This is a genomic window from Gillisia limnaea DSM 15749 (genome assembly GCF_000243235.1).
Taxonomy (GTDB): domain Bacteria; phylum Bacteroidota; class Bacteroidia; order Flavobacteriales; family Flavobacteriaceae; genus Gillisia; species Gillisia limnaea.
In genome coordinates this window covers 2,114,557-2,139,134 of record NZ_JH594606.1, presented here as the reverse complement: position 1 = coordinate 2,139,134, position 24,578 = coordinate 2,114,557, and the positions used below count along the sequence as shown (strand labels likewise).

General features: G+C 39.3%; 20 protein-coding genes and 1 pseudogene. 8 read left to right on the top strand and 13 right to left on the bottom strand.

All coding sequences use genetic code 11. The annotated features are described in order from the left end of the window. Positions 1 to 12 precede the first annotated feature (12 nt). The 6 genes from GILLI_RS11350 to GILLI_RS11325 form a co-directional block, all read right to left on the bottom strand. The gene (locus GILLI_RS11350) at positions 13 to 375 is read right to left on the bottom strand and encodes a winged helix-turn-helix domain-containing protein (protein WP_006989254.1); all 363 of its coding nucleotides are present in this window, start codon (positions 373 to 375) and stop codon (positions 13 to 15) included. After that, the gene (locus GILLI_RS11345; protein WP_006989253.1) at positions 375 to 2,642 is read right to left on the bottom strand and encodes a xanthine dehydrogenase family protein molybdopterin-binding subunit; all 2,268 of its coding nucleotides are present in this window, start codon (positions 2,640 to 2,642) and stop codon (positions 375 to 377) included. The genes GILLI_RS11350 and GILLI_RS11345 overlap by 1 nt, the downstream gene beginning before the upstream one ends. Before the next feature lie 27 nt (positions 2,643 to 2,669). Next, entirely contained in the window at positions 2,670 to 3,134 is a 465-nt protein-coding gene (locus GILLI_RS11340; RefSeq protein WP_006989252.1) for a (2Fe-2S)-binding protein, read from the bottom strand. Positions 3,135 to 3,317: 183 nt separating this feature from the next. Beyond that, complete coding sequence (locus tag GILLI_RS11335) at positions 3,318 to 4,001, bottom strand: Crp/Fnr family transcriptional regulator (RefSeq protein ID WP_006989251.1); 684 nt, start codon at positions 3,999 to 4,001, stop codon at positions 3,318 to 3,320. Positions 4,002 to 4,398: 397 nt separating this feature from the next. Next, positions 4,399 to 4,605, bottom strand: a complete 207-nt coding sequence (locus GILLI_RS17745) for a thioredoxin domain-containing protein (RefSeq protein ID WP_050855610.1) — start codon at positions 4,603 to 4,605, stop codon at positions 4,399 to 4,401. A 151-nt stretch (positions 4,606 to 4,756) separates the two neighbouring features. Beyond that, complete coding sequence (locus tag GILLI_RS11325) at positions 4,757 to 5,479, bottom strand: cysteine hydrolase family protein (protein ID WP_040506609.1); 723 nt, start codon at positions 5,477 to 5,479, stop codon at positions 4,757 to 4,759. Positions 5,480 to 5,632: 153 nt separating this feature from the next. On the opposite strand from GILLI_RS11325, the gene GILLI_RS11320 reads away from it, so the two are divergent. Genes GILLI_RS11320 through GILLI_RS11310 form a run of 3 tightly spaced genes read left to right on the top strand, consistent with a single transcriptional unit; the run spans position 5,633 to position 8,180 of the window. After that, positions 5,633 to 6,193 (top strand): peroxidase-related enzyme, encoded by a 561-nt coding sequence (locus GILLI_RS11320; protein WP_006989249.1) that lies wholly within the window; start codon positions 5,633 to 5,635, stop codon positions 6,191 to 6,193. A 12-nt stretch (positions 6,194 to 6,205) separates the two neighbouring features. Further along, a complete protein-coding gene (locus tag GILLI_RS11315; protein WP_006989248.1) occupies positions 6,206 to 7,573 on the top strand; it encodes an FAD-containing oxidoreductase in 1,368 nt (455 codons plus the stop codon). 10 nt (positions 7,574 to 7,583) lie between these two features. Continuing rightward, positions 7,584 to 8,180, top strand: coding sequence for a peroxiredoxin-like family protein (locus GILLI_RS11310; protein ID WP_006989247.1), 597 nt, complete (start codon positions 7,584 to 7,586; stop codon positions 8,178 to 8,180). 100 nt (positions 8,181 to 8,280) lie between these two features. Here GILLI_RS11310 and GILLI_RS11305 read toward each other — a convergent pair. From GILLI_RS11305 to GILLI_RS11295, 3 genes and pseudogenes are all read right to left on the bottom strand, one after another. Beyond that, positions 8,281 to 9,194: pseudogene (locus tag GILLI_RS11305) on the bottom strand (DUF3179 domain-containing protein). A 522-nt stretch (positions 9,195 to 9,716) separates the two neighbouring features. Continuing rightward, positions 9,717 to 10,262: a hypothetical protein gene (locus GILLI_RS11300; protein ID WP_006989246.1), complete on the bottom strand. Its 546-nt coding sequence runs from the start codon at positions 10,260 to 10,262 to the stop codon at positions 9,717 to 9,719. A 233-nt stretch (positions 10,263 to 10,495) separates the two neighbouring features. Continuing rightward, on the bottom strand, positions 10,496 to 12,418 hold the full coding sequence (locus GILLI_RS11295; protein ID WP_006989245.1) for a helix-turn-helix domain-containing protein: 1,923 nt from the start codon (positions 12,416 to 12,418) through the stop codon (positions 10,496 to 10,498). Positions 12,419 to 12,851: 433 nt separating this feature from the next. Between GILLI_RS11295 and GILLI_RS11290 the strand changes: the two genes are divergently transcribed. Then, a complete protein-coding gene (locus GILLI_RS11290) occupies positions 12,852 to 14,051 on the top strand; it encodes a porin (protein WP_006989244.1) in 1,200 nt (399 codons plus the stop codon). A gap of 224 nt (positions 14,052 to 14,275) precedes the next feature. On the opposite strand, the gene GILLI_RS11285 is transcribed toward GILLI_RS11290, so the two are convergent. Further along, on the bottom strand, positions 14,276 to 15,226 hold the full coding sequence (locus GILLI_RS11285; RefSeq protein ID WP_006989243.1) for a M48 family metallopeptidase: 951 nt from the start codon (positions 15,224 to 15,226) through the stop codon (positions 14,276 to 14,278). Positions 15,227 to 15,229: 3 nt separating this feature from the next. Further along, positions 15,230 to 15,793 carry a LemA family protein gene (locus GILLI_RS11280; RefSeq protein WP_006989242.1) on the bottom strand — a complete coding sequence of 188 codons (564 nt, stop codon included), beginning with the start codon at positions 15,791 to 15,793 and terminating at the stop codon, positions 15,230 to 15,232. 971 nt (positions 15,794 to 16,764) lie between these two features. Here GILLI_RS11280 and GILLI_RS11275 point away from each other — a divergent pair. The 4 genes from GILLI_RS11275 to GILLI_RS11260 all read left to right on the top strand — a co-directional run bounded on the left by GILLI_RS11275 (position 16,765) and on the right by GILLI_RS11260 (position 22,856). After that, positions 16,765 to 17,175, top strand: a complete 411-nt coding sequence (locus GILLI_RS11275; RefSeq protein ID WP_006989241.1) for a (deoxy)nucleoside triphosphate pyrophosphohydrolase — start codon at positions 16,765 to 16,767, stop codon at positions 17,173 to 17,175. An 80-nt stretch (positions 17,176 to 17,255) separates the two neighbouring features. Next, positions 17,256 to 19,196: an McrB family protein gene (locus tag GILLI_RS11270; RefSeq protein ID WP_006989240.1), complete on the top strand. Its 1,941-nt coding sequence runs from the start codon at positions 17,256 to 17,258 to the stop codon at positions 19,194 to 19,196. Then, complete coding sequence (locus GILLI_RS11265) at positions 19,196 to 21,442, top strand: DUF2357 domain-containing protein (protein WP_006989239.1); 2,247 nt, start codon at positions 19,196 to 19,198, stop codon at positions 21,440 to 21,442. Before GILLI_RS11270 ends, GILLI_RS11265 begins: the two co-directional genes overlap by 1 nt. 214 nt (positions 21,443 to 21,656) lie before the next feature. Further along, a complete protein-coding gene (locus GILLI_RS11260; protein ID WP_006989238.1) occupies positions 21,657 to 22,856 on the top strand; it encodes a hypothetical protein in 1,200 nt (399 codons plus the stop codon). Positions 22,857 to 22,923: 67 nt separating this feature from the next. Here GILLI_RS11260 and GILLI_RS11255 read toward each other — a convergent pair whose 3' ends face one another. Both GILLI_RS11255 and GILLI_RS11250 read right to left on the bottom strand, forming a co-directional pair. Beyond that, on the bottom strand, positions 22,924 to 23,769 hold the full coding sequence (locus GILLI_RS11255) for a DUF5602 domain-containing protein (RefSeq protein WP_006989237.1): 846 nt from the start codon (positions 23,767 to 23,769) through the stop codon (positions 22,924 to 22,926). A 421-nt stretch (positions 23,770 to 24,190) separates the two neighbouring features. Then, positions 24,191 to 24,568, bottom strand: a complete 378-nt coding sequence (locus GILLI_RS11250; RefSeq protein ID WP_006989236.1) for a response regulator — start codon at positions 24,566 to 24,568, stop codon at positions 24,191 to 24,193. Between the last annotated feature and the right edge of the window lie 10 nt (positions 24,569 to 24,578).

Genomic DNA, 24,578 nt, shown 5'->3' with positions numbered 1-24,578 from the left:
AAGCCTTACTTTTTACTTTAAAACTTTTATCAATTCATGCTGTTGTTCAACCAGCTCATTCATTTTCTTCTGAAGGTTATCATATTCTTCCATGATCTTTAATGCATGAGGCGTTACCTCTGCCCCGCCACCATGCTGTCCACCTTTTTTTAAAACAACCAGTGGCTCTTCAGAATGATTATTAAGCTTCTGAACCAGCTCCCAGGCCTTTTTATAGGACAAATTCATTTTTCCGGCTGCTTTGGACAAAGAACCTTCTTTTTGGATTTCTTTTAAAAGCTGATTGGGACCCGGGCCATAAAATTTTTCATCTCCATCTGCTATCCAAAATTTGAACCTGATCTTTTTGCCCATATGAAGGTTCGTATTATTCATTAGGTTTTGAAGTCTCCCTGCAATTCAGAAATGAACGGTTGTTTGTACATCCTTTTTCCGGTTGCCTTATAAAGGGCATTTGCCAACGCGCCTATTACCGGTGGGTATGGAGGTTCTCCAAGCCCAGTGGGATCTATACCGTTATCGATGAAATGTACATCGATTTGTTTTGGAGCTTCCCTGTGACGAATAAGCCTGTAAGTATCAAAATTACTTTGTTGTGGAGTCCCGTCCTTAAAGCTTAGCTGGCTGTACAATCCGTGACCTATTCCATCAATGGTTCCGCCTTCTACCATATTCTTTGCCGCGTCTGGATTCACTACTATCCCGCAATCTACCGCGCAGATAACTTTACCGATAACCGGTTCATTATTTTTTAATGTTAAGTCCAATACCTGCGCAACATAGGAATTATGGCAGTAATACGCAGAAACTCCTCTACTTTGTGAAGAGTTGCCATTGTTCCAGCCGGATTTATCCCTTACCAGTTCGAGAACACCCGCAAAACGTGCAGGATCATAGTCATTGTTTTCTCCTACGGGATCATTTTTTGCACGTTTCAGCATGTCCAGGCGAAACTCAATTGGATCTTTTCCCATTTCTTCTGCAAGCTCGTCTAAAAATGACTGCTCTGCACCGGCAATAAAATTTGATCTTGGGGCCCTAAAAGCTCCAATAGAAATATTTGATTCTACTGCCCAGCTTTCCGCTAGATAATTATCGATTGCTCCGGCCGGAAAACGGTTGGCAAAAAGCGGACTTTCAGACATACCCCCTGCATTTACATGAAATCCGGTTAGGTTATTATTCCCATCCAGGGCTGCCCTGTAAGTAACATGATACGCCGGGCGGTAAACACCGTTGGTCATATCATCTTCGCGGGTATAAACAAGTTTTATGGGCGCACCCATTTTTTGTGAAATAACGGCAGCTTCTATAACAAAATGTCCGTAAAGCCGTCGGCCAAATCCACCACCCATTCGGGTCATTTGTATATCTATGTTTTCAAGGTCTATTCCCAACCTTTTGTTTATGCTTTTTTCAGCAAACTCCGGAGTTTGAATAGGCCCTACTAACTCTGCTTTATCTCCGGTAACATTGGCGAAAAAGTTCATGGGCTCCATACAATTGTGGGCCAGGAACGGGCAGCTGTATGATCTTTCGATAACGCGTGCTGCATTTTTAAAAGCAGCCTCGGGATTACCATCCTTCCGTATCATTTCAGATTTCTTTGAACCAACTTGAGCCATTAAAGAATTGTGGATATCTGAGTTTTCTAGTCCGCCGGAATCCATAAGACCCGGAGATTTTTCAAGAATTTCAATTTGTTTTACCATTTCAGGATTTAGGTCCCATTCTACCTTCAAAGCTTTCTTAGCCTGCATTACCTGCCAGGTAGAATCTCCTACCACTACTACCAATTTAGAAAAGGCTCCCGTATCACTCCATTCTTTCTCCATGTCTTCCGGATAAGTGTCTATCGTGAAAACATCTTTTATACCCGGCATCTCCTTTGCCTTCTCTGCATCCATATTTTTAAACTCCATACCAAATGAAGGCGGCTGAACAATCATAGCGATAAGCATATCGTCACGATGAATATCAAGCCCGTACAAAGGCTGGCCTGTAACTATTTTTTTGGCGTCTACATTTTTGCGTGAAGTTCCTATGATTTTAAAATCACCGTTATTTTTAAGCTCTACCTCTTCGGGAACTTCAACCTTTACAGCAGCTTTTGCGATCTCACCATACCCAATAGTGCGGTCGCTTCCGGAATGACTTATCACTCCTTTCTCAACGCTTAGTTCAGATACCGGAACTTCCCATTGAGATGCAGCAGCCGTTAACAACATTTGCCTGGCGGTGGCTCCGGCCATTCTCAGGGATTCCCAACCCTGGCGGATTGACTGACTTCCTCCTGCCAGCTGACGGGTAAAAATTGCAGTATTTAAAGGTGCCTGCTCTACGAGTACGTTATTCCAATCTACATCCAGTTCTTCAGCCACGATCATTGGCATAGAAGTTTTTACATTCTGGCCAATTTCGGGATTAGGGGAATAAATGGTTACAATCCCGTTATCGCCTATTTTTAAATAGCCGTTTAATTCAAACCATTCGTCGGGCATTTGCATGCCCAGTTCTTTCTCAGCTTCTTCTGTATTACGGGCACATCCCAGCCAGCTAAATCCAATGATCAACCCACCTCCTGCTAAGGAAACGCTTTTTATAAAGGATCTTCTACCTATTCCTGTTTTTACTTTACTCATTTTTCCGGGTTTTGATTAAACTGACAATTAAACGATGTGGGAATTTGAAGCTGTTTTTACAGCCGCTTTAATACGGGTATAAGTGCCACAGCGGCAAATATTTCCATTCATGGCAGTTTCTATTTCCTCGTCGCTGGGTTTGGGATTGCTTTTTAAGAAAGCGGCGGCGGTCATGATCTGCCCCGCCTGGCAATAGCCACATTGAGGTACATCGTGTTCCAGCCATGCTTCTTGAACAGGATGATCGCCATTTTCGGAAAGCCCTTCAATTGTGGTGACCTTATTATCTGTAACCGATGAAATTGGAATTTGACAGGATCTTACAGCAGAACCATTTAAATGTACGGTACAGGCACCACATTGCGCAATTCCGCATCCATATTTTGTGCCTACTAATTTCAGGTGATCTCTTAAAACCCAGAGCAAGGGAGTGCTGGGGTCGACATCAACCTTGAGTTTCTTTCCATTGATGGTAATATTGAATTCTGCCATAATAAATCGGTTTTAATTGAATTGCATTAAAGTATAAAAAATATCTTTATTAGCCTGTTTAATCCATTAAATAATTACGCGCCAATTCTAACAGTTATCACTTTTAGTTTAAATTATTGTATCATTTGTAATTTAAAAGACGTGTGGCAACAATAAAAAAGGAACACCTGCTATACAAGTTGCTTAATGGGATACCAATTGATCCATCTTCAATATTTTTATCACTTTCCTATTGTAGTCAATGATCCTGTTTTTCTTTAGCAAACTGAGTACACTGGATACTTCCTGGCGGTTGGTAGAGGTAAGTTGTGCGATCCTTTGGTGCGTGAGGGAATTGTTTATAATTAATTCCCCCTTATGTTCTTTAGAAGAATCCAAAGCGGTTTCCCTTAAAAATTCTATTATTCTTTGTTGATTGTTTTTGAGGGAGAGGTCCTGTAACCTTTTTTGGGTTTTTTCCAGCTTATCCTCGAGTAATTGACTAAATTTCAAATTAAGCGCAGGAGACATGAGCAATAGTTTCCTGAAGTGTTCTTCTTTCATAACACAGAAGGTAACCTGTTCCTCTGCAATAGCCGCTTCCTTCCTTTTATTAATTCCCAGGATGGAAGCTTCTCCAAAGACCTCTCCGGGCTGAAGGATGGTTACCAGGAATTCCTGCCCATCTTCACTGAACTTTGAAATTTTTATCCTCCCCATCTTCAGGAAATATACACTGTGCGCAAGATCTTCCTGAAAATAGACCAGTTCATCTTTTTGTATAGTCCTCATTACAGTATTCTGGCAAACAAATGTCCTGTGCTCCAGGGAAAGTTCAGCAAAAAAATTGAAATTCTCTAAATACCAGACTTTTGACTTTTTCTTCATTTTGTTTCCCTTTAGCTTAGGTTGATAAGAAAGATATGAAAAACCCTTTCTTTACAATCTTAATTTTTTGATAAACATGAGCTGTTGTCAAAAAATTGACAGTTTAAAATCCAGAGGAATAGTATGTTTAAAAAAGTAAATCTCTCCCGCAAATCCTGCCTTATCTCTTCGGCTGTGGGCCTGCCCCAGTACCAATAGCCATTATAAATCTTGTGAATCTTCAACCCCGGCTCCAGGATGAGAGTGTGGGGTACCATGGGGTTATGCTGCGGGTCTGTATATTCCTGGATCTCAAGATCCTTTTGGATCATCCTTTCTTTATCACATAAAAACGGCCAGTGCGCACCCAGCCGGGTACGCCATTCCAGGCTTTCTAATTGAGTATCTGTGCTAATTGTTATGAATTTGGAGTACCTACCTGCATTTCAATTTGCATCGCTGCCATCCATTGATATTGCAAATCTTCTTTGGGGCAATATCCTCCCCGTGCAAGTACAAGTACTACTGGGTCCTTCCCTTGCAGATCGCTCAAATTTCTTTTTATGCCCTTATGATCGGGTAATTCATAATCAGGAAATACAGCTCTTTTTTTAAAATCTCTCATAGTTTTTATTGTAAAATAATTTACCCTGTCCGTTTTTACACTTTACAAAAATTCTCCCGGCTACTACAGCGGGCAATTAAGGTAAATAAGACATGAAAAATAAAAGGAGCCACTTAAAAATGACTCCCGTTTTTCATATTTTTCGCAATCCCTACTTCAGCGAGGCAGAATTTAATGCTTCTTCAAATTCTTCAGTAGTAAATACATGGCTGGTGATCATCCTTAGGTTCATTAAAGCCCCCTGGAAAGTATCGAGTCCCGGTAATTTGGCACTTCCGCTGGCATCTGCAATTACAGCAACTTCAAAACCTTCTTCCAGAAGATTCCGGGTATGCGATTCTACACATAAATTTGTTGACATTCCAGCCATTAGCACTTTTTCTATCCTGTACTTTCTAAGTTGGAGGCTAAGGTCTGTATTCTTTGGGCTGTACAATTTATGCGGGTTGCAAAGAATAATATTTTCTCCTTCAAGGTATTGCTTGAATTCCTCGAGAAAATCGGCTCCGGAGCCTTCAAATCCTTCCATATCCAGCCGCCCCTTGCGTTTATACATCTCTTTGGAATGCATGAACTTCTCAAGAGCACCACCAAATTTCCATTCCTTATCTGTTGGAAAAAAATAATGGGGTGATATGAAGATCTTCATTCCTTTTTCCCTGGCCAGCCTAAACACAGTAGACATGTTCTCTATGGTATTATTTTCTTTAACACTCTCTTTTACAATAGGCCAGGCCACACCGTCTTCCCGTAGGAAATCATTCTGTGGATCGGTTATTACTATGGCGGTATTTTTATCAATTTCAAATCCGGGATCCGGGATCCCAGCTTCCTTTGCGGCACTAATCACTTTCCAGTCTGAGCTTTTCATCATTTTCTTTTTTAAAATTAGAATGTAATATAAGCATACGCCATAAGATAAAATGTCAGATTTATGACAGAAGGTGCGGGACTATACCTGTAATTTTGATCCTGCGGTTCGGCATCAATTGAGTATATTTAAAAAATCGAATTTCAAGAACAACCTATGTCGCGAATAAGCATAATCCAACCCGCAGAAGCAACAGGCAGGCTTAAAGAGATCTATGAACAACTGGAAAAACAACGCGGGCAAATTGCCGAAGTTCATAAAATCCAGAGTCTGCGTCCGGAAAGCATAGTTAAGCATATGGAGCTTTATATGGAGATCATGTTCTGTAAATCTGAACTTTCCAGGGCGCAGCGGGAAATGATCGCGGTAGTGGTATCTATGGCAAATAATTGCAGTTATTGCGCCACCCATCACGGCAGCGCTTTACACCATTACTGGAAGGATGAGGAAAAATTAAGGAAGCTCCGGGCCAATTACAGGGAAGTTGATATTTCCGGGAATGACATGGCCCTATGCCAATATGCCGAAGAAGTAACCTTACGGCCTCAAAACATTGAGGAAGTAGATCCTACAGCACCTTTGAGAGAAATTGGATTCAGCGACGCTGCTATCCTGGATACAACTCTGGTGGTAGCCTATTTTAATTTCGTGAACCGCATGGTGTTAAGCCTGGGGGTGGAAATTGAACAGGACGGGGGAGCAAATTACAAATATTAAAAAAAGGAATAAATGGAAAAATTTGACGCAATAATCATAGGCACGGGACAGGCAGGTCCTGCCCTGGCCGCAAGCCTGGCAAAGAATGGCTTTAAGACGGCAATTATTGAAAAAGGGCATCTTGGAGGCACTTGCGTAAATGTGGGGTGTACTCCCACCAAGGCCTATGTAGCATCTGCACGCAGGGTTTTTGCAGCAGGGAACAGTGAGGAGCACGGGGTGATCCTGGAAGGAAATTTAAAAATAGACCTTAAAAGAATAAAGCAGCGAAAGGACAAACTTATACAGGATTCCCGCAGCGGACTGGAAAAGATGTTCGCGGATACCGAAAATCTCACCTTAATAAGAGGAAAAGCCACTTTCCTGGACCAGCATACGGTTCAGGTTAAAAATGAAAAATATACTGCAGCGAAATTTTATATCAATGTAGGCGGAAGGCCCAGAATTCCTGAAGATTTCAAAGCTATTGACTACCTCACGAACGAAAGCATACTGGAGCTGGAAGATATCCCGGAACACCTTGTGATCATAGGCGGGGGGTATATTGGGCTGGAATTCGGGCAAATGTTCCGGCGGTTTGGTAGCAAAGTGACTATTCTGGAAAAAGGAGATCAACTCCTCAAAAAGGAAGATGATGATATCGCTCAAGAAATCGCTGAAATTCTGAAGGATAGCGGAATTGATGTCAAACTAAATTCAGATTGCATTAGTGCCGAAAAATCTGATACCGGCATTTCCGTAAATTATAATTGTGAAGGTAATATAGAAAAGATCAAAGCTTCACATGTACTTGTTGCCACCGGAAGGATCCCCAATACAGATGATTTGGGGCTGGATAAGGCAGGAGTGAAACTGGATAAAGCAGGATTTATAGTAGTGAATAACGAACTGCAAACCAGTGCTGCGCATATATGGGCGCTGGGGGATTGTAACGGGGAAGGGGCTTTCACCCACACCGCGTATAACGATTTCCAGATCGTAAATTCTCATCTTTTTGAGGAGAGAAAAAGATATCTCTCAGACAGGTTTACCTGTTACGCTGCTTTTATAGATCCGCCACTGGCAAGAGTAGGCCTTAACGAAACTGACATTAAAAAGCAGGGTTTAAAAGCAAAAGTGGCTATCAGGCCAATGAGCAAGATCGCCAGGGCAAAGGAAAAAGGGGAAACCGCAGGAAAATTAAAGATCTTCATTGAAAACGAGACCAATAAGATCCTTGGCGCCACTTTTCTTGGTGCCGGGGCAGATGAGTACATTCATACAGTGATAGATCAAATGTATGCGGGAGCTTCTTATGAGGTCATAAGGGATGCCATTCATATCCATCCCACGGTGAGCGAATTACTACCCACCATGCTGGAAAATCCAAAAGAACTTTAAAAATTAGAAAATGAAAATCAATTATATTATTCTGTTACTCTTTATTTCCGTTTCAACCTTTGCCCAGATCGCAGAATCCGCAGAGGAGATTTCCCCCCTGCTCATCGGGGAAAAAATTCCTGAAATAGAAATAACTTCTGCTGAAAGCAGAAAAATCAGTCTTGGGGAGCTTGTGAGAAACCAGCCTGCGATCTTACTTTTTTACCGCGGAGGCTGGTGTCCGTTTTGTAATGCACACCTTGCTGAGGTGGGAGAGATCACCGCAGAAATTAAAGCCCTGGGATATCAAATTATTGCTGTAAGCCCCGATTCTCCTGAACAACTGAAAGCTTCTCTTGCTGAACAGGACCTGGATTATGAGCTGTTTTCAGATGCAGATGGCACGCTTACCCAGGCGATGGGTCTGGCTTTTAAATCTCCTGAAAAGTATGGTTCGATGCTTGGAAATGTTTCCGGAGGTAAAAACACCGGATTTCTGCCTGTACCTGCATTATTTGTTCTGGGTACTGAAGGCACTATTTTATTTGAATACATAAGCCCCAATTATAAACAACGCATCGCTGCTCCTTTGCTGCTGGAGGTTTTGAAACATTTCAGTTCTAAATGAGGTAACCCATCCTTTTCCTGACAAATACAAGTGTTTTATAGAGAAATTATCTTGGAATAAACCCTGGTAAATCTGTTCCTGTTGGCAGGGTGAAAAAAAATTAAGGAGCCCGGTATATCAAGGTATCCGGGTTAAAAGCGAACCAGGCAAACCAGAAATTGGTTACAGCCGGTAATTGATTCCCTTCAGCATCAAAGATCTCTGCACTTTTACTTTCGGCATCGTATCTTATTTCAAGTTCTTTGCCATCTAACTGGTCTTTTATGGACTTCTTACCCGCTTTTTCAAGTTCTGAAAATGGATAGGCTTTCGAAGCTCCATTTAAGTTTATTCCAATAACCATCTCTTTAGGATGAAATTCTTCATTCTTTGCAGAGACAGGGAGGTAGAAGAATCTTCGTACCCGGGATAAGGATTTAAGGAGTAATCTCTTTTAAAGCCGGTCTTTTCAGAAAGAACCAGGGTCTCCGGGTTTTTTTCCTTCCAGTTCTTCCAGGTGGTATTTGCGGTATTCAGGATCTTCAATTCCTTGCCGGCCATGGGTCCGCTTACGGCTTTATATTCCAGTTGTGACCACAGAGATTCAGTTAGCCTGTCATACAAAAGCACATCACTGTTATAGAGTAGACCAGACACTCCAAATTCCAGGGCCTTACCATCAATTTCAGCATCAAAAGCGATCCCGCTGCCACAAAGCGGGCAGTAAGTGATCACCACAGACTTTCCGTTAAAATTGTCATTAACGATCTCATGAAAGTTTAGGATATTTATAGGATAAGCTTTGGCTATTCCGTTTTCTTTAACTCCCAGAATACGGTCATCTGCCTTTAAGGATGCTTGCTGTGCTTTTATAAATACAGGAGCATCAATAGAGGGAATACCGTCCTTTGGCGGGCCGCCATCCTTAATTTCAGCAATGGGAATAGAGGCATTTCCCAGATCAAATCCTTTTTTGGTTTGACCATAAGAGAAATGTATTAGTAGAAATACAGTTATGAATAGTAGAAATCTCATACTAATTCCACTGGTTTTAAACCGATTTTATACGTGTTGTTCGACATAATTTTTTTAGTGATTAAAATATATTCAGTTAGACGGGAGCCCCGGTTATGAATTACCGGTCTTAACAAAGGTTTAGTACCGTTTTACTTTTCACCGTGCTGCCTAAAGATCTTAAATTATCCTCCCTTTGATTGTCATAAAACTGACAGATAAATCAATTTTAAAGAATTTTTATGAAGCAGGTTTGTTCCTTCCTTCTCATAGAACCTGCCTAAATTTTCAACTCCAATGACCATAACCAATTCACTCTTGACTAAAGTAGAGCTTCCTGTGATCAGGAAAGCCTTGCAGATTTTAATGCTTACTCAAATTCCTCTGTGATTAAGACATGGCTGGCAATTATCCTCAAACTTATGAGTGATGCTTTAAAAGAATCTATCCCGGCAGCCCATTCCTTCAATAAGTCATATTCTAATGAAATAAAGAATCCCGCGAATTGCGGGATTCTTTTTGAAAATCATTCATTTTTAACTCTCAATCAATCATACTCAAGGTGACGGCATTATTTATATTATCTCCTCGATTGATTTTCAGGTTCCTTTTTCTACCATCGTTCATAATTTGAATTTTATAGGTTTTTTCAACATCCTTTTTTTCATCATAATTTACATTGTAGACTACTTTTAAAAAGTTGCTGTTTGGATATTGCATTAACACTGATTTGATCATATTCTTAGGAAGTTTAATATCCTTGTAGCGTTCTAAAGTTTTCAAGATTTTTCCATTTCTGTCATAATCAGCAATGATATAACCATTGGATCCTTTAAAGAGAACCTGGAAGGATTCTTTACGGCCATCAAATTCAACTAACTTTTTAACATCAAAAATAGAAGCTTCTTTCTCGAGGAATATTACATGATCTGACAATGTTTTGTCCTGTACTTTTTCAAGATAATTAAGGTTAACATTAGATACTACAACACCCTCTAATTGTACTTCTTCAACCTCACTGGTAGTGTTTTGTGAGAAACCCAGGCTGGTAAGGCCTAATACGAATAAACCAATTACTAAATTTTTCATGACTTATAATTTTTAGAGATTAATATTTATCGATAAAGCAAAGATGGCGCATAGAAGCAAGCACTACTTAACGGTCCTGTTGTAATTGATTTCAAGTTTAATTTGAAGTGTTGTAGACATAATTTAAAGACTATAAATTATGTTGCATATCGAATGATAAAGGGATAAATAGGTTATAAAATGTCCTAAAGAGTGCACCTTTGAAGATTGTAATTTTATTTAAGGAAGATTATTTAACAATCTGGGAATCCAATCTTATTACAGAGCACCTTGTACCTTGGATCGTTCTTAAGCATTAATAAATTGGGGTCTGCCTTTAACCAAATTAAATCCACTTCATGTTTTTTATAGGCTTTGTCAAGCCATTTAAAGGCTTCATCATTTTTTCCAAGACGCGCATAATAGTGCGCCACAAATACAATTATCTCAGGCTCCCCTTTATTGGCCCGGTCTATAACCTCATTTAAATATTCCAGAGACTTCTTCTCGTTGCCAAGATAATGATAGGCTATGGCGAGGTGAATCAGCATAGAAGCATGCCGTTTGTCTGAAATTTGTAATCCGGTTTCAAGTACATCCTTTGCCTTTTCGTAATTTTTCATATCTATATAAATGTTACCGAAATGGTCATAGGTGAATTCAAAATTAGGGTTTAACATTAATCCTTTATTCATTAAATGTAAGCTGGTTTCTATATCACCTTTAAAATAATACGCATATACTGTTTCAATTTTATTGTATAATGCATTGGGATCTTCTTTAATTTGATTATTTATACTCTCAATCACCTCATCATAGCGACCAAGCATTAAATAAAGAAAATCTGATAAAAAATTTTCACCCATGTGGCGAGTATACTCATTCAACATAGAGTCAGCAACCTTAAAATTCCAGTTGAACAACTCCTTTTCAGCACGTCTATAAAGCAATTCTAAATTATTAGGATCCAGCTGAAGGGCTTTCTTAAAAAATGGAGCCGCTAAACTATCCGCCTTCATTTTACTTAAATTCCCAAACCAGGTTCCCAACATAGAATAAGTATATCCCAGTCGTACATAAGCTTCAGCAAAGCTGGAGTCCAGCGCAATAGCCCTTTCAAAATATTTTCTTGAGGCAATATAATTCTTGGCTGAATAATTAGAAGAAACATAAACTCCCTGCAAATAGTTATCATATGCTTCCATATTTTTGGTCATTGCTTGTTGGATGTCTGTTTGTTCCTCTTCTGTGATATTGGCATCCAGTTTTTTGGCCACCATTTCGGCAACAAGTGCCTGTACTTTGAATATGGAATCGTAGGTACCTTTATATTCCTGTGACCAGAATAATTTATCTGATTTACCATCGATTAATTGAAGATTGATCTTAATGTCATTTCCCGATTTCTGGAAACCCGATTCCAAAATATAACGCACCTTAAGTTCCTTCGCAATTTCCTGCATCGACTTTTTATTGTCTTTATAATTCATCATAGATGTTAGCGAAATCACCTTATTGATGCCCTTAATTTTCGAAAGCCTTGAAATGATCGCTGTGGTCATTCCATCGCAAAAGGCTTCATTTTCGGGGCTCCCACTCATATTTTTAAAAGGCAATACAGCAATGGAGTTTTCACTTAGTGCGACAGGTTCTTCATTTTCTGTGATAATGGTAGTTTCAGAATTCGTGTAATTATAATATGAAAAGCTTGCAATTAAGAGTATTGCCAGTGTGGCAATTACATAGGTGCGTTTGTTGAATAGCCTACTTTTTGAAGTTAGGGTTGCGGTGTTATCATTTGAAGTTTGAATTTCTTCACTGTCTTCATCGTTTAAAGGATTTCTGAATTTTACTTCCCCTGGAGGATACCCATAATATTGATTGAAACTTGTATTAAAATACGATGGACTGCTAAACCCAACCTTATATGCAATCTCGGAAGCCGTGGCCACATTGTTTTTAAGCATCTCCATGGCTTTTTCCAACCTAAATTCCCGGATGAACCGGCTCGTGGATTTACCGTTAATAGCATTTAGTTTTCGGTGTAATTGGGATCGGCTTAATCCCATTGCAGTCGCTAACTGCCCGACTCCAAATTGTTCGTTTTCCAAATTGGTTTCAAGAATGTCAACTAGTTTTTTGAGAAATTTTTCATCCATGGATAGCTGGTTGTCCATCCTTATATCCTTTTAAAGTCATTAAATCTTTGTAATTCGAAATGCCCCTAACTAATATACGGAATTTCAAAACGACCTGAACATTAATTAAATTGGAGTTAATTTAATATGACTGCTTGCATTTTAAAATAAAGATTGCCTTTCATTATTGCTTTAATCTATTTGCCCGGTTTTCTTTAGGTTGTTATACTAAATGTTCTGGTTTTGGGTATTTTAAATATAATTTTTAAATCACGTTTCTTCCTTAAAACCCTTTGGGTATCTTCCTGTTACAATTAAAAAGAAAGAAGAAGGCTAAGCCGCATTTCAACTTTTAAATGTTTCCAAATAGTTAAGAAAACAACAACCTTAGATTAATTTAATGTTTCCTACATTTATTCTATATTATTTTGCGCCGGATTTTAAGCGTCCTATTAAATTAATAAATTATTAAATGGTCTTTAGAAAGTTATTCCCTGCTTTGGTTTTTATTCTTCTTTCCTTCCCTGTTTGGTCACAGAATGATTCTATTACACCTCCCAAAGCAAATCAACAATGGTTTGAAACAATTTCAATTGGAGGTTATGTTCAGGCGAGATATAACCGGCTTTTGGAAACCAATCCGCAATTGGGTTGTGACCAATGTGATGGAAGTTGGGGAGAAGGCAATAGTTTTTCACTACGCCGGGTAAGGTTAAAATTTTCAGGAAACCTGGGAGAATATGTCTCCTTTTATATTCAACAAGATTTTGCCAGTTCTGGAGGGCAGCACTTAGGGCAATTACGCGATGCCTATTTTGATGTAAGCCTGGACAAAAACAGGGAATACAGGTTTAGGTTTGGTCAAAGCAAAGTTCCTTACGGGTTTGAAAATATGCAATCCAGCCAGAACAGAATCCCTCTAGATAGAAATGACGCCCTAAACAGCTCTATTAGAAATGAACGTGAATTGGGAGTCTTCTTCTATTGGACCCCAAAGATAATTCAGGAGCGATTCTCCATGTTAACTAAAAAAGGATTAAAGGGATCTGGTGATTATGGGGTATTTGGATTTGGAGTTTTTAACGGTCAAACCGGGAATTCCCCAGAGCTTAATAATGAACTGCATGTAGTTGCACGTCTCTCCTATCCTTTTCTTATGGGTAGCCAAATCATTGAACCTGGAATCCAGGGATATACGGGAAAATACCAAATGCCTACCGGCAATATCAGCAACGGCACCATTGTAACCGATGATCTTAACTACCTGGATCAACGCGTAGCGGCCAGTTTTATATTATACCCCCAACCATTTGGAATTCAGGCCGAATATAACATAGGAAGAGGGCCAGAATTTAATGAGGAAACCAATGCAATTGAACTTACTCCGCTGCATGGAGGCTATGCAACCCTAACCTATAAAACCCAAATTGGAAACCATATTCTTCTTCCATTTACCCGTTTTCATTATTATGACGGGGGTAAGAAATTTGAGCGCGATGCAAGAAGTTATGAGGTAAAGGAATTGGAAATAGGGGTGGAATGGCAACCTTTTAAAGCCTTTGAACTGGTTGCAATGTATACAATTTCCTCAAGGAGATATGAGGATTTCATCGTGCGCGATAATCTTCAGGAAGGAAGTTTGTTGCGTTTGCAGGCACAGGTAAACTTTTAAAAACTCAGAGTTTTAGGATTTAACGGCAAGTTGATTAGTACAAAGGGGAACTAAGTGTGCTATTACCGCAAAACTTTCCCCTTGTAAATATATTCCACTATTACAAACAGGATAAAAGATCAGCTTCAGGATTTTTTTGAGTACTCTTCTTCTATTTTAAACCGAAAACCCACAGTTGATAAGGAAGAGCACGCTTCTATCTCTACTAAACCAGCGATCTACTTTCAAAACTGCTCCAAAAATTCAATCCTTTTCTCTATAGGCGGATGGGTGGAGAAAAGGCCTCCCAGCCCACCAAATAATCCGGCAGAGGTATCTTTGGGGGTGTTTTCAATAAACATTTGCTGTACTTCTTCGCTTTTAACCTTTACGTGGTGATTTACGGAGATCTTTTTTAAAGCAGAGGCCAGAGCCCAGGGTTTTCGGGTCATTTCAGCAGCACCACTATCTGCCATATATTCCCTTTTTCGGCTTAAGGCAAATTTGAAGACCATGGAGATCAAATATGCCAGGAAAGAAACCACCAGGATCACGATCATCAACTGGCCACCACCTTTATCCCGCCGCCGCCCGCCACCTATGTTTCCGTATAAAAAGCTACGAAAGGCGATTTGTACCACAAAGGCAAGGATCCCTACAAACACTATGGTTACCACCAGCAGGCGAATATCCCTGTTCCTTATGTGCATCAATTCATGGGCTATCACTCCTTCCAGCTCATCATCTTCAAGCTTTTCAATGATCCCCCGGGTTAAGGTAACGCTGGCATCTTTTTCCTTGAGTCCGCTGGCAAAGGCGTTAAGGGCATCGCTTTCTATAATATTCACTTTAGGCATGGTCATCCCCACGCTCATACACAGGTTTTCGACCAGGTTGTACACCCGCATATTTTCTTTGCGTTCCAGCGGTTTGGAGCCGGTGGCCATGGAGATCATTTTTCCATGGGCAAAATATGCGATAAGAAACCAAACCACAACCACCACCGTTACAAACGGGATCGCCTGTATGAAAGCCTGCACGGCAAAATCGGTATTGAGATTCCCGTCTTGATCATAACTGGTAAAATAGACCACGGCAAATACAGCAGCCAGGATAAGCAATGGGAATGCGATGAGGAGAAGGATGGATTTTCTATTGTTCCTCTTTATTTGGGTGTGTATTCCTACAAATGCCACTGCTTAAAATTTGATCTCGGGTGCAACGTCCATTTGCTCTCTTCCCGCAACCCCAAGGTCAAACATAGGCTGGGTAGTAAAACCAAACATTCCTGCGAAAATATTATTCGGAAATTTCTGAATGGCAATATTGAGTTCTTTGGTGGCCGAGTTGAAATAGCGTCTCACGGCAGCCAGTTTGTTTTCAATATCTGAAATTTCCTGTTGAAGATGCATGAAGTTCTGGCTGGCTTTAAGATCGGGATAGGCTTCCACCTGTATATTTAATCCCTGCAAAGCAGCTCCCAGATCCTTCTCGGCAGCGATCTTTTCATTGATCCCTGTGGCCTGGACGGCTCTTTGCCTTGCATTGGTCACAGCTTCCAGCGTTCCGCGTTCGTGCTCCATATATCCCTTCACAGCTCCTAAAAGTTGAGGCACCAGATCATGCCGCTGTTTTAGCTGCACATCAATATCGGCAAATGCATTTTCACGGTTGTTCTTCAAGCTCACCAGACCGTTATAAATAGCCACTCCCCAAAAGACGAGCACCAAAACAATCCCTACTATAATTAACAATGCTACCATAATTTTAGTTTTAAAATATCTTACCCTCAAATATAACTTTTTTATGTTAGTCTTTGGTGTTTTAGTGATTAGGGAATGGTGAATTTTGAATGTTTTTAGTCAGTTGTGGTTCTTGTTACCTGCCCGAACGGTACGGTTGGACCTGGTCACATCGTTGATTCGTTGAATCGTCAAGTTGTTAAATCGTTAAGTTGTTAAGTTGTTAAGTTGTTAAGTGAAATTGGAGATTTGGGTTTTGGGACGTCACACCATCACTCCTTCACTTCGTTACATCGTTACATCGTTACATCGTTAAATCGTTAAATCGTTAAATCGTTAAATTGTTAATTGAATTTGAGAAGTCACTTCATCACTTCACCACAGCGTTACTTCATCACTCCGTCACTTCGTTACTTCATTAATTGGAATTTGGAATTTGAGATTTGGGACCTCACACCATCACTTCATCACTTCGTCACACCATCACAGCGTCACTTCGTTACTTCGTTACTTCGTCACATCGTTAAATCGTTAAGTTGTTAAGTTGTTAATTGGAATTTGAGAAGTCACTTCATCACTTCACCACAGCGTTACTTCATCACTCCGTCACTTCGTTACTTCATTAATTGGAATTTGGGTTTTGGGTTTTGGGACGTCACACCATCAAACAATCACATCATCAAACCATTACTTCGTCACATCGTGAAATCGTTAAATCGTTAAGTTGTTAATTGGAATTTGAGAAGTCACTTCATCACTTCACCACAGCGTTACTTCATCACTCCGTCACTTCGTTACTTCATTAATTGGAATTTGGGTTTTGGAATTTGGAATTTGAGATTTGAGATTTGGGAGGTCACACCATCAAATCATCCCACCATCGCATCATCACTTCATCATTTCATCACAGCGTCACTTCGTTTTTTCGCGAATAGGCAAGTGAACCTTAATCCTTTTTAACCGGAAAATCTTTATTCCTATCTTGGTAAAAAATTATCATCATCACACAATCTGTACACATAAAAGTTACCTGCGCCATCATTGAAAAAGAAGGGAAGGTACTTTGCGCGCAGCGCAGTGAGAAAATGAACCTGCCACTCAAATGGGAATTCCCCGGCGGGAAAGTTGAAGGAGGTGAAGATCTCGCCACCTGCCTGAAAAGGGAGATAAAAGAAGAATTGGGAGTAGAAATTGATGTTTTGAAGCGCTTACCATCAAATTTTCACATATATTCGAATCTCAAATTAGAATTAATTCCATTTCGCTGTTCCCTGCAAACATTTGAAATAGATCTGCTTGAACATGCCAAAGTCCTTTGGTTACCAGTTGAAAAACTGAAAGACCTGGATTGGGCAGAGGCAGATGTGCCGATTGTGGATTATTATATACAAAATTATAAATGAGTTTTGAAACAGGTATTCTTCTCCCCTTCTAAAAATTGTATTAAATTAGATTTCAATTAAGTATACTTTTCCTTCGAATTATGAGTATTCCCAGTAATATTACAAAAGAACATTTAGAAAAAGCGGTAGAAAAAATAGATAAAGAGGGGATTCCTCCGAATGGGGATTCACAATACTATGATGCCCTATATAATGGAAAACCTTATCCTGCAAAACTGATTGTTTCTTACGCAAATTTTTTTGCAAATGGAGAAATCTTAGACCGCCGTACATTTAAAGGTGGTTTGGATACACCATGCTTTCAACTTCTGGAAATAAATGATTTCCAGATTGTAAAAAAGAACGGAACTCCTATTTTAGATGATGAAACCTTTTATACCGTACTAATTAATTTTCTTGAGCAGAGTGAAACAGGGAATCTAAAAACAAAACATTTTAAAGATACATTTAAAGGATTGAAGGTCAAAGTAAGTTTTGGACAAGGTGTATCTGCACAAATTCCTTGGATTTCTTTTCTAATACACCCACATACAACTAGTGAAGGAATTTATCCAGGTTACCTATTTTACAAAGATATTAACCGCTTAATTCTTTCCTACGGGATCAGTGAAACGAAAAATCCTCCCATGACTTGGCCTTTATCCAAGGAAGAAAAAACAATCAAACAATTTTTTAGAGAAAATGGTTTTGGCCAACCGAAGAGATACGGTGATTCCTACGTCTTTCGATCCTATAATACTTTAGATCTTCCTGATGCTGAAATAATTGAAAACGATCTTGACGAAATAATTAAAATATACAAAACTGTGAATTCCAAAAAGGAAATTCAACAAAATGACCTTTTACAAATGAATAAAACAAATGAGGTCGTTTCGCCAGTTGACAATGCAAATGAAATAGAAAAGGAATCGTTGAACACTTCAACTTTTTTAGAAGACGCTAAAGCTGGAGGATTACAGTTCTCCAAAAAGTTAATTGACCGCTTCGTTTCCTCATTATGTACAAAACCTTTTGTAATTCTCACGGGACTTTCAGGTTCAGGAAAGACAAAATTGGCTCAAGCATTTGCAAATTGGATTTGTCAAAAAGAAAATCAATTTTGTATAGTCCCAGTTGGTGCTGATTGGACGAACCGAGAACCCTTACTTGGCTATTCTAATGCCATAGAGAAGGATGAATATGTAAAACCGGAAAATGGTATTCTTGATTTACTTATAGAAGCAAAAGATAACTCTCACAAACCTTTTTTTATCATTCTGGACGAAATGAACTTGAGCCATGTTGAAAGATATTTTGCCGACTTTCTCAGTATTATGGAAACAGGTGAAGATATAGTTCTATTTAAAGATCTGGAGAAAAAGAATGGTGTACCTGCTCATGTAACTTGGCCAAACAATGTCTTTATTGTTGGTACTGTAAATATTGATGAAACCACGTATATGTTCAGTCCGAAAGTTTTAGACAGGGCTAATACTATAGAATTCAGGATAACTGCTGAAGAAATGGCAGACTTTCTTGATAGCAATGGCAAACCGGATCTTTCCATTTTGAAAGGTAAGGGAGTGAAAATGGCTTCGGACTTTCTCGAAATATCCTCTAATAAAAAATATGAGAAACCTGTAGATTCTGTAAATACAGTATTGCTTAATTTCTTCAAAGAACTTAAAAAAACCGGAGCTGAATTTGGCTATCGCAGTGCTACAGAAATTCATCATTTGCTGTACAATCTCTCCGTAATAAATAAACACATAGAGGATGATGAAAAGATAGACATTGCTATTATGCAAAAATTACTCCCCAAGTTGCACGGCTCCCGTAGAAAACTAGTTCCTATACTTACCACTTTAGGTCAGTTTTGTCTAACTTCTCATAACGAGAGAATTGAAAAGGAAGTCTTTCTAAGTACCGATTTTACATTTAAAGATAAGGAGGTGGTAAAGTATCCTCTGTCACTCGAAAAATTATCGAGAATGTATAATGGAGTAATTGAGAATGGTTTTGCCAGTTATGCAGAAGCCTAATGCCAGATAAGGAAGTAAATATCCCGCTCGATTCTGTTGAAGAAGGACTTTTTCTGCATATAAAGGCTAAAGCACATTATTCTGTTTTTAAAGTTGAAGATGCCGAAGCAAATGGAGAAGCTCCTTTTCAAATTAAAGAAGGCAATTTTTATCATTACAAATTCTCCTCATCTTCTTATTATTTTAAAACTGATGAAATTGTAGAGCAAGATCCCTTCAATAAGCATCAGGGAAGAATTTCACCTAATATCTATGTTGGCACTCTCAGTATATCTTTATTTCGAAAAGATTCAGCTGAACAGATAGGGAAAGTAAATCTTGAAGTACAGTCCCAAAAAACCTCCTATCGAGAGGATTACCGATTTATGCTGGAGAATATAACCGAACATTGTACAGATCTCCTAATGCAGGTTAATTCTCCTGTCTCACAAAATTTTGAACCCGATTTCACAAAAGGAAGCGAGACGCTTTACCAAAGATATACGTTTATAAAATCTGTAATTGACACCGATGAATTCAATGAGGCAGCTCAAAGAGTAATAACATCCCCTAACACAGCCTGGTGCCGTATTTCTGAGGAGTCAGATATAAGAAAAATTGGTAAATTTAAAAATCACCATGTCAGACAATTTTTGACACGGTCCCAAAGAACTAGAATAAGAGAAGGCCATAATTTTTCCAAAAAAGGTATTACCAGCTTACCGGCAAGAGTACAATCAGATTTAAAAACAGAGACAGTTGACACAGCAGAAAACCGTTTTATAAAGCACGCATTACAAAGCTTTCTAAAATTGTGCAACGACATAAAAACTGCTGTAAAATCTGGAACCAGAATTGAAAAGGAGGTAACATCTACAATAGAAAAACTGGAACAGCATCTTCATCACACCTTCTTTAGTGAAATTTCGCGGGCTCAAATTTTAAAATTAAATAGTCCAATTCTTCAGAAAAAAGAGGGTTACCGGGAGGTTTTGAAGGCCTGGTTAATGTTTGACCTGGCTGCACAATTGATATGGAAAGGAGGAGAAAATGTCTACGCAAGTGGAAAAAAAGATATAGCTACTCTATATGAGTATTGGCTATTTTTCAAATTGCTCGATTTACTGAAGGAACTATTCGAAATTTTTCCAAAAGATCTAGAAGATCTTATTAAACCGACCAATGATGAATTAAGCCTCCAATTAGCTATGGGTGAAAAACGATCTATAGGAGGTTTGTTTGAACATGATTCAAGAAAACTTCAAATAAATTTCAGCTTCAATCGAACCTTTTCAAATACTGGAGACCATCCATCACCAGGGAGTTGGAGTAAATCAATGCGCCCCGATTATACTCTATCCGTTTGGCCTGCTGGAATATCTGAAGAAACGGCAGAAAAAGAAGAATTAATTGTTCACATTCATTTCGACGCTAAATACAAAATTGATAATCTAATACAAATAGTCGATCAGGATAAAGATTTGAACCAAGAAAAAATTGAACAATTAAAAGGAAATTATAAAAATGCTGATCTTCTAAAAATGCATGCTTACAAAGATGCGATAAGAAGAACCGGAGGAGCTTATGTGCTTTATCCTGGTACAGAAGTACTAGAACGTAATGGTTTTCATGAAATATTACCCGGTCTTGGAGCTTTCCCTGTCCGACCTTCAAGAACAAATAGCGGGATAGAGCATTTAAAAGACTTCATATTACGGGTAATTGATCATTTCCTTAATCGGGCTTCTCAAAGAGAAAACCTTGCTTACAGAATTTTTGATATTCATCGAAATCCACCTGAGGATATAAAGGAACCGCTACCTGAAGCCTTTGGAGAAAACAGAAATTTTATTCCGAGCGAAATTCACGTGCTAGTCGGGTTTTATAAGGATAATCAACATTTGCAGTGGATCGAGTCAAAAAACCTTTATAATATAAGAATTGATGATAAGGTAGGAGCCATTCCTCTTACTGCGACTGAGCTTTCAGCTAAATACATTTTATTGCATACATCCGGAGATAAAAGTTCAAATAAGCTATATAAAATTAAAGGATGTGGCCCACGAATTTTTTCTAGAGAAAAAATGATAACGGAGGGTTATCCAAAGGAAAACAGTTACCTTATTTTCGAAATTGAAGAAATAAAGGAAGAACATTTTATAGATGTAAATTGGAGTTTTAGAAATCTCCCCGGCTACAGATCGGGAAGGCAGTCTGGTATCCCCTTTTGTGTCACCTTAACTGAACTAATGAAGGTTGTAATTTAATTTGCATCCAGATTACCCCCCAACTTCAGCAAAAAATAATCGAACAACACCTGTGATAGGCAACCTTATCTATAAAAAAGGCCGCTAAAAAAGCACTATTCCCACACCCATATTCCCTCCCAAAAATCCCTTCTAAAACCCACTCAAATTATTTTTTCACCACCTCATAAACGAATCAAAAAACAATATATATTAGCTGCTCAATATCAACTATATGAAGCACTTTTATTTTGCTGTTTTGTTCCTGCTTTTTACCATTGTGCTACCGGCACAGGTGAAAGACCTGGAACAGGAGATCATGAATTATCAGGAATCCAGAAGCCAGTTAATTTCTAAGGGCAGGAGGCTTTTATTGGATAAATTCATGGAGGGTGATATTGAGAAGGTAAAGGAGGTGAAGGATTATTTGCTTAATGAAGTGCAAAACGAAGATTACGTGGCCCTGTTTCCCGGGGAAGTATGGATGATCATGTACTGGACCGGGGAACACGAAGATCTTCCGGGGAAAATTGTAAGGTTTGAGCGGGATTCCATGGCAAATTATCAGCGTAAGATCTTTCCAGACCGGGATCTTCTTTACACCAAATTAATAGAAAGATCCTGGGAGCAGCTTCAAATGCTGGAGGATAAAATTCTCGATTCCTCTCTTGACACAGCGTCTAAAGATTTCCTGTTGTTGCACCTCAACTTTATGGTTTCCGGAGAGCCACTTATGAAACTTTCCCAGGAGGAAGTCAATATGATGGCCGATCTATATCTGGAAACGCATCCCGAAAGTCCTTATGAAGACTACCTTAGAAATAACATCAGGTACAGGTATGCTCCTTCAAAATGGGCTTTTGGATTTGAATTTTTCTCAGGCTTTGGGATGTTTACAGGAGAACTTGGCGAGATGTATAACAACCACGGGGTTTTTGGGGTGGCTTTTGATGTTGAATACAACAAGTTCACCTTGTACTTAAGGAACTATATAGGTTTTGCAAAAACCAAACAGGACCGGGAGAATGGAGGAGTGTTTTGGTCTAAAGATTCGCCGGCCATGATGTTCTTTCCCGAGGCTTCTCTTGGTTATGCAGTGGTGGAGAATGATAAAATAAAGCTAAGTCCTTTTGCAGGGATTGGAGCGGCAAATATTGGCCCTGTTACCACAGATCTTGAACAAACACCTGAACTTGAAGCCCTGGAGGTAGGGTTTGCTGCCTCCTATACCCTTGGACTAAACCTCAACATCAAACTCGGCTGGGACACCAATTATCTGCTTACTAATAATGATGATAAAAGTTACTGGTATTTAAGACTCCGCTATGGATATACCATGCCTCAATTCAATGATTATCCTATGCACAGCGGAAATGTTCACCATCTTACTATAGGATTTGGCGGGGTGTACAGAGGTATGAAGCGCAGCTTGTAGTTTCTTGTTAAAAAATAATAAAGGCCGCTTTGAAAAGCAGCCTTTATGTTGTTTGGCAAGAAGAGGATTAATCCCTCCAAACCATATCTCCTAAACTAATGACATATTCCTTTCGCTGCGCATCGAAATCTATGCTGTACGATGTAGGATAATAAGCTGCTTCGCCAAATTCCTTTAATGGCGGAAAAGGATTGGTGCTTGAAACCTTTGACTCCAAATGTGCCACGGTGATCATAGGTTCATAGAATATAAATTCTGCGTCATACGACCCATAGATAAAGGTTTTTGTAAAACTTCCTGGATTTGTAAATTCCGTCCCGGTAGGATCAGCCCAGTGTAAACCCATCATAGGCACAAATTCCGGATCGGGATAATAGCCGTCGGGCCAGAGGCTTTCGGCAGGCAATCGTAGTGCGGTTGTTCTATCTGTTAGTTGCATTTTTTGCGCTACAGAGATCATATAGAAATGAAAATCAAAATGCTCAAAGGTATAAATACCCGGAGCGGGATGCCCCTGGGGATTGTAATTAAGATCGATATGATCAAAAGGTAAACCCGCTGTCTGGTTCGGGATCCTTAGGGTGTAAGTTGGCCCGTGACCTGCCGGATCTGCTCCCGGCAGCTTCTCAAGTCCTTTTTCAGAAATCCTGACTCCAATAGTCTCCGGAGTTCCGTCTCTGTTTATTTCAACAAAAGCCCTCGCAACTCCATTGCCAACATGTTGGGCAGGACCGTAGAAGGTTTTGAGCTTTTCAGAAGTAGCCTTTTTTGCCGTAAGAGATTCAGAAGTGAGATCGGAAGTATTGGGAGCTACCATCTCTTCGGTTTCACAACCGGCAAAAGTAAATAAGAATAAGAGGGGAAGTAGGTAATAAAAAGATTGGGACGAACGAAGGAAAAGATTGTTCTTCATAACGTCTGGTTTTTAGGTTGTTATAAATATAAATAAAAATTTAAACTTCTCATTATCAATCCTGTAAATAGAATCTGACAACAATGTTAAAGATTTCCAGAGGCAAATTCTCCCCTCTCATCAGGTAAATTCGTAAGAGTTTAGTGGGCAGAGGAGAGAGGGTTTAGACCTTATCCGGGCGCAGGATTCTTCACTGCGTTCAGAATGACATACCCAGGGTTTTTTTGTCATTCTGAACGAGCTTTTGGGCGAGGAAGAATCCCTACTTTGAGTCAAGGTTGGGCGGAGTAAAACTTGCATCGCCTTTCAAACATGATTCGTCCAATGAATGCGCAGGATTCTTCACTGCGTTAAGAATGACATGCTTTGATAATTTTAGGGATAAGGGTATGCATAAATTCAATTGGAGAAACTGAACTATTTAATCATTTCGAACCTTCCCCTTGCCTATTGTTTCCTTAACAATCGCAAATAAGTCCTTTATATCAAAGGGTTTATATATAAAATCAGTGGCTCCGGCATCAATACAAATTTTTCTGGCACCGTTGAGTGCGGACATCATAAGGATGGGTGTCTGTGAAATGGTATCTGTTTTTCTAATTTCAGCGCAAATACTGGTCCCGTCCATCCCGCTCAATAGTTTATCCATTACTACCAAATCAAACTTATCTTCCAGAAGATTTTTGACTGTTTTATCTGCCATCCTTAAAAGCTTAACCTCATGTCCATTTGATTCAAGCAATTCACAAATCATAATACCCAGGTTATGATCATCCTCAACCAGTAAAATTTTATCCATCTTAAATTTT

What these genes read in the sequence shown, in the direction of transcription:
- GILLI_RS11350 (WP_006989254.1), bottom strand. Translation starts at nt 375, where the DNA reads ATGAATAATACGAACCTTCATATGGGCAAAAAGATCAGGTTCAAATTT.
- GILLI_RS11345 (WP_006989253.1), bottom strand. Translation starts at nt 2,642, where the DNA reads ATGAGTAAAGTAAAAACAGGAATAGGTAGAAGATCCTTTATAAAAAGC.
- GILLI_RS11340 (WP_006989252.1), bottom strand. Translation starts at nt 3,134, where the DNA reads ATGGCAGAATTCAATATTACCATCAATGGAAAGAAACTCAAGGTTGAT.
- GILLI_RS11335 (WP_006989251.1), bottom strand. Translation starts at nt 4,001, where the DNA reads ATGAAGAAAAAGTCAAAAGTCTGGTATTTAGAGAATTTCAATTTTTTT.
- GILLI_RS17745 (WP_050855610.1), bottom strand. Translation starts at nt 4,605, where the DNA reads ATGAGAGATTTTAAAAAAAGAGCTGTATTTCCTGATTATGAATTACCC.
- GILLI_RS11325 (WP_040506609.1), bottom strand. Translation starts at nt 5,479, where the DNA reads ATGATGAAAAGCTCAGACTGGAAAGTGATTAGTGCCGCAAAGGAAGCT.
- GILLI_RS11320 (WP_006989249.1), top strand. Translation starts at nt 5,633, where the DNA reads ATGTCGCGAATAAGCATAATCCAACCCGCAGAAGCAACAGGCAGGCTT.
- GILLI_RS11315 (WP_006989248.1), top strand. Translation starts at nt 6,206, where the DNA reads ATGGAAAAATTTGACGCAATAATCATAGGCACGGGACAGGCAGGTCCT.
- GILLI_RS11310 (WP_006989247.1), top strand. Translation starts at nt 7,584, where the DNA reads ATGAAAATCAATTATATTATTCTGTTACTCTTTATTTCCGTTTCAACC.
- GILLI_RS11300 (WP_006989246.1), bottom strand. Translation starts at nt 10,262, where the DNA reads ATGAAAAATTTAGTAATTGGTTTATTCGTATTAGGCCTTACCAGCCTG.
- GILLI_RS11295 (WP_006989245.1), bottom strand. Translation starts at nt 12,418, where the DNA reads ATGGACAACCAGCTATCCATGGATGAAAAATTTCTCAAAAAACTAGTT.
- GILLI_RS11290 (WP_006989244.1), top strand. Translation starts at nt 12,852, where the DNA reads ATGGTCTTTAGAAAGTTATTCCCTGCTTTGGTTTTTATTCTTCTTTCC.
- GILLI_RS11280 (WP_006989242.1), bottom strand. Translation starts at nt 15,793, where the DNA reads ATGGTAGCATTGTTAATTATAGTAGGGATTGTTTTGGTGCTCGTCTTT.
- GILLI_RS11270 (WP_006989240.1), top strand. Translation starts at nt 17,256, where the DNA reads ATGAGTATTCCCAGTAATATTACAAAAGAACATTTAGAAAAAGCGGTA.
- GILLI_RS11265 (WP_006989239.1), top strand. Translation starts at nt 19,196, where the DNA reads ATGCCAGATAAGGAAGTAAATATCCCGCTCGATTCTGTTGAAGAAGGA.
- GILLI_RS11260 (WP_006989238.1), top strand. Translation starts at nt 21,657, where the DNA reads ATGAAGCACTTTTATTTTGCTGTTTTGTTCCTGCTTTTTACCATTGTG.
- GILLI_RS11255 (WP_006989237.1), bottom strand. Translation starts at nt 23,769, where the DNA reads ATGAAGAACAATCTTTTCCTTCGTTCGTCCCAATCTTTTTATTACCTA.
- GILLI_RS11250 (WP_006989236.1), bottom strand. Translation starts at nt 24,568, where the DNA reads ATGGATAAAATTTTACTGGTTGAGGATGATCATAACCTGGGTATTATG.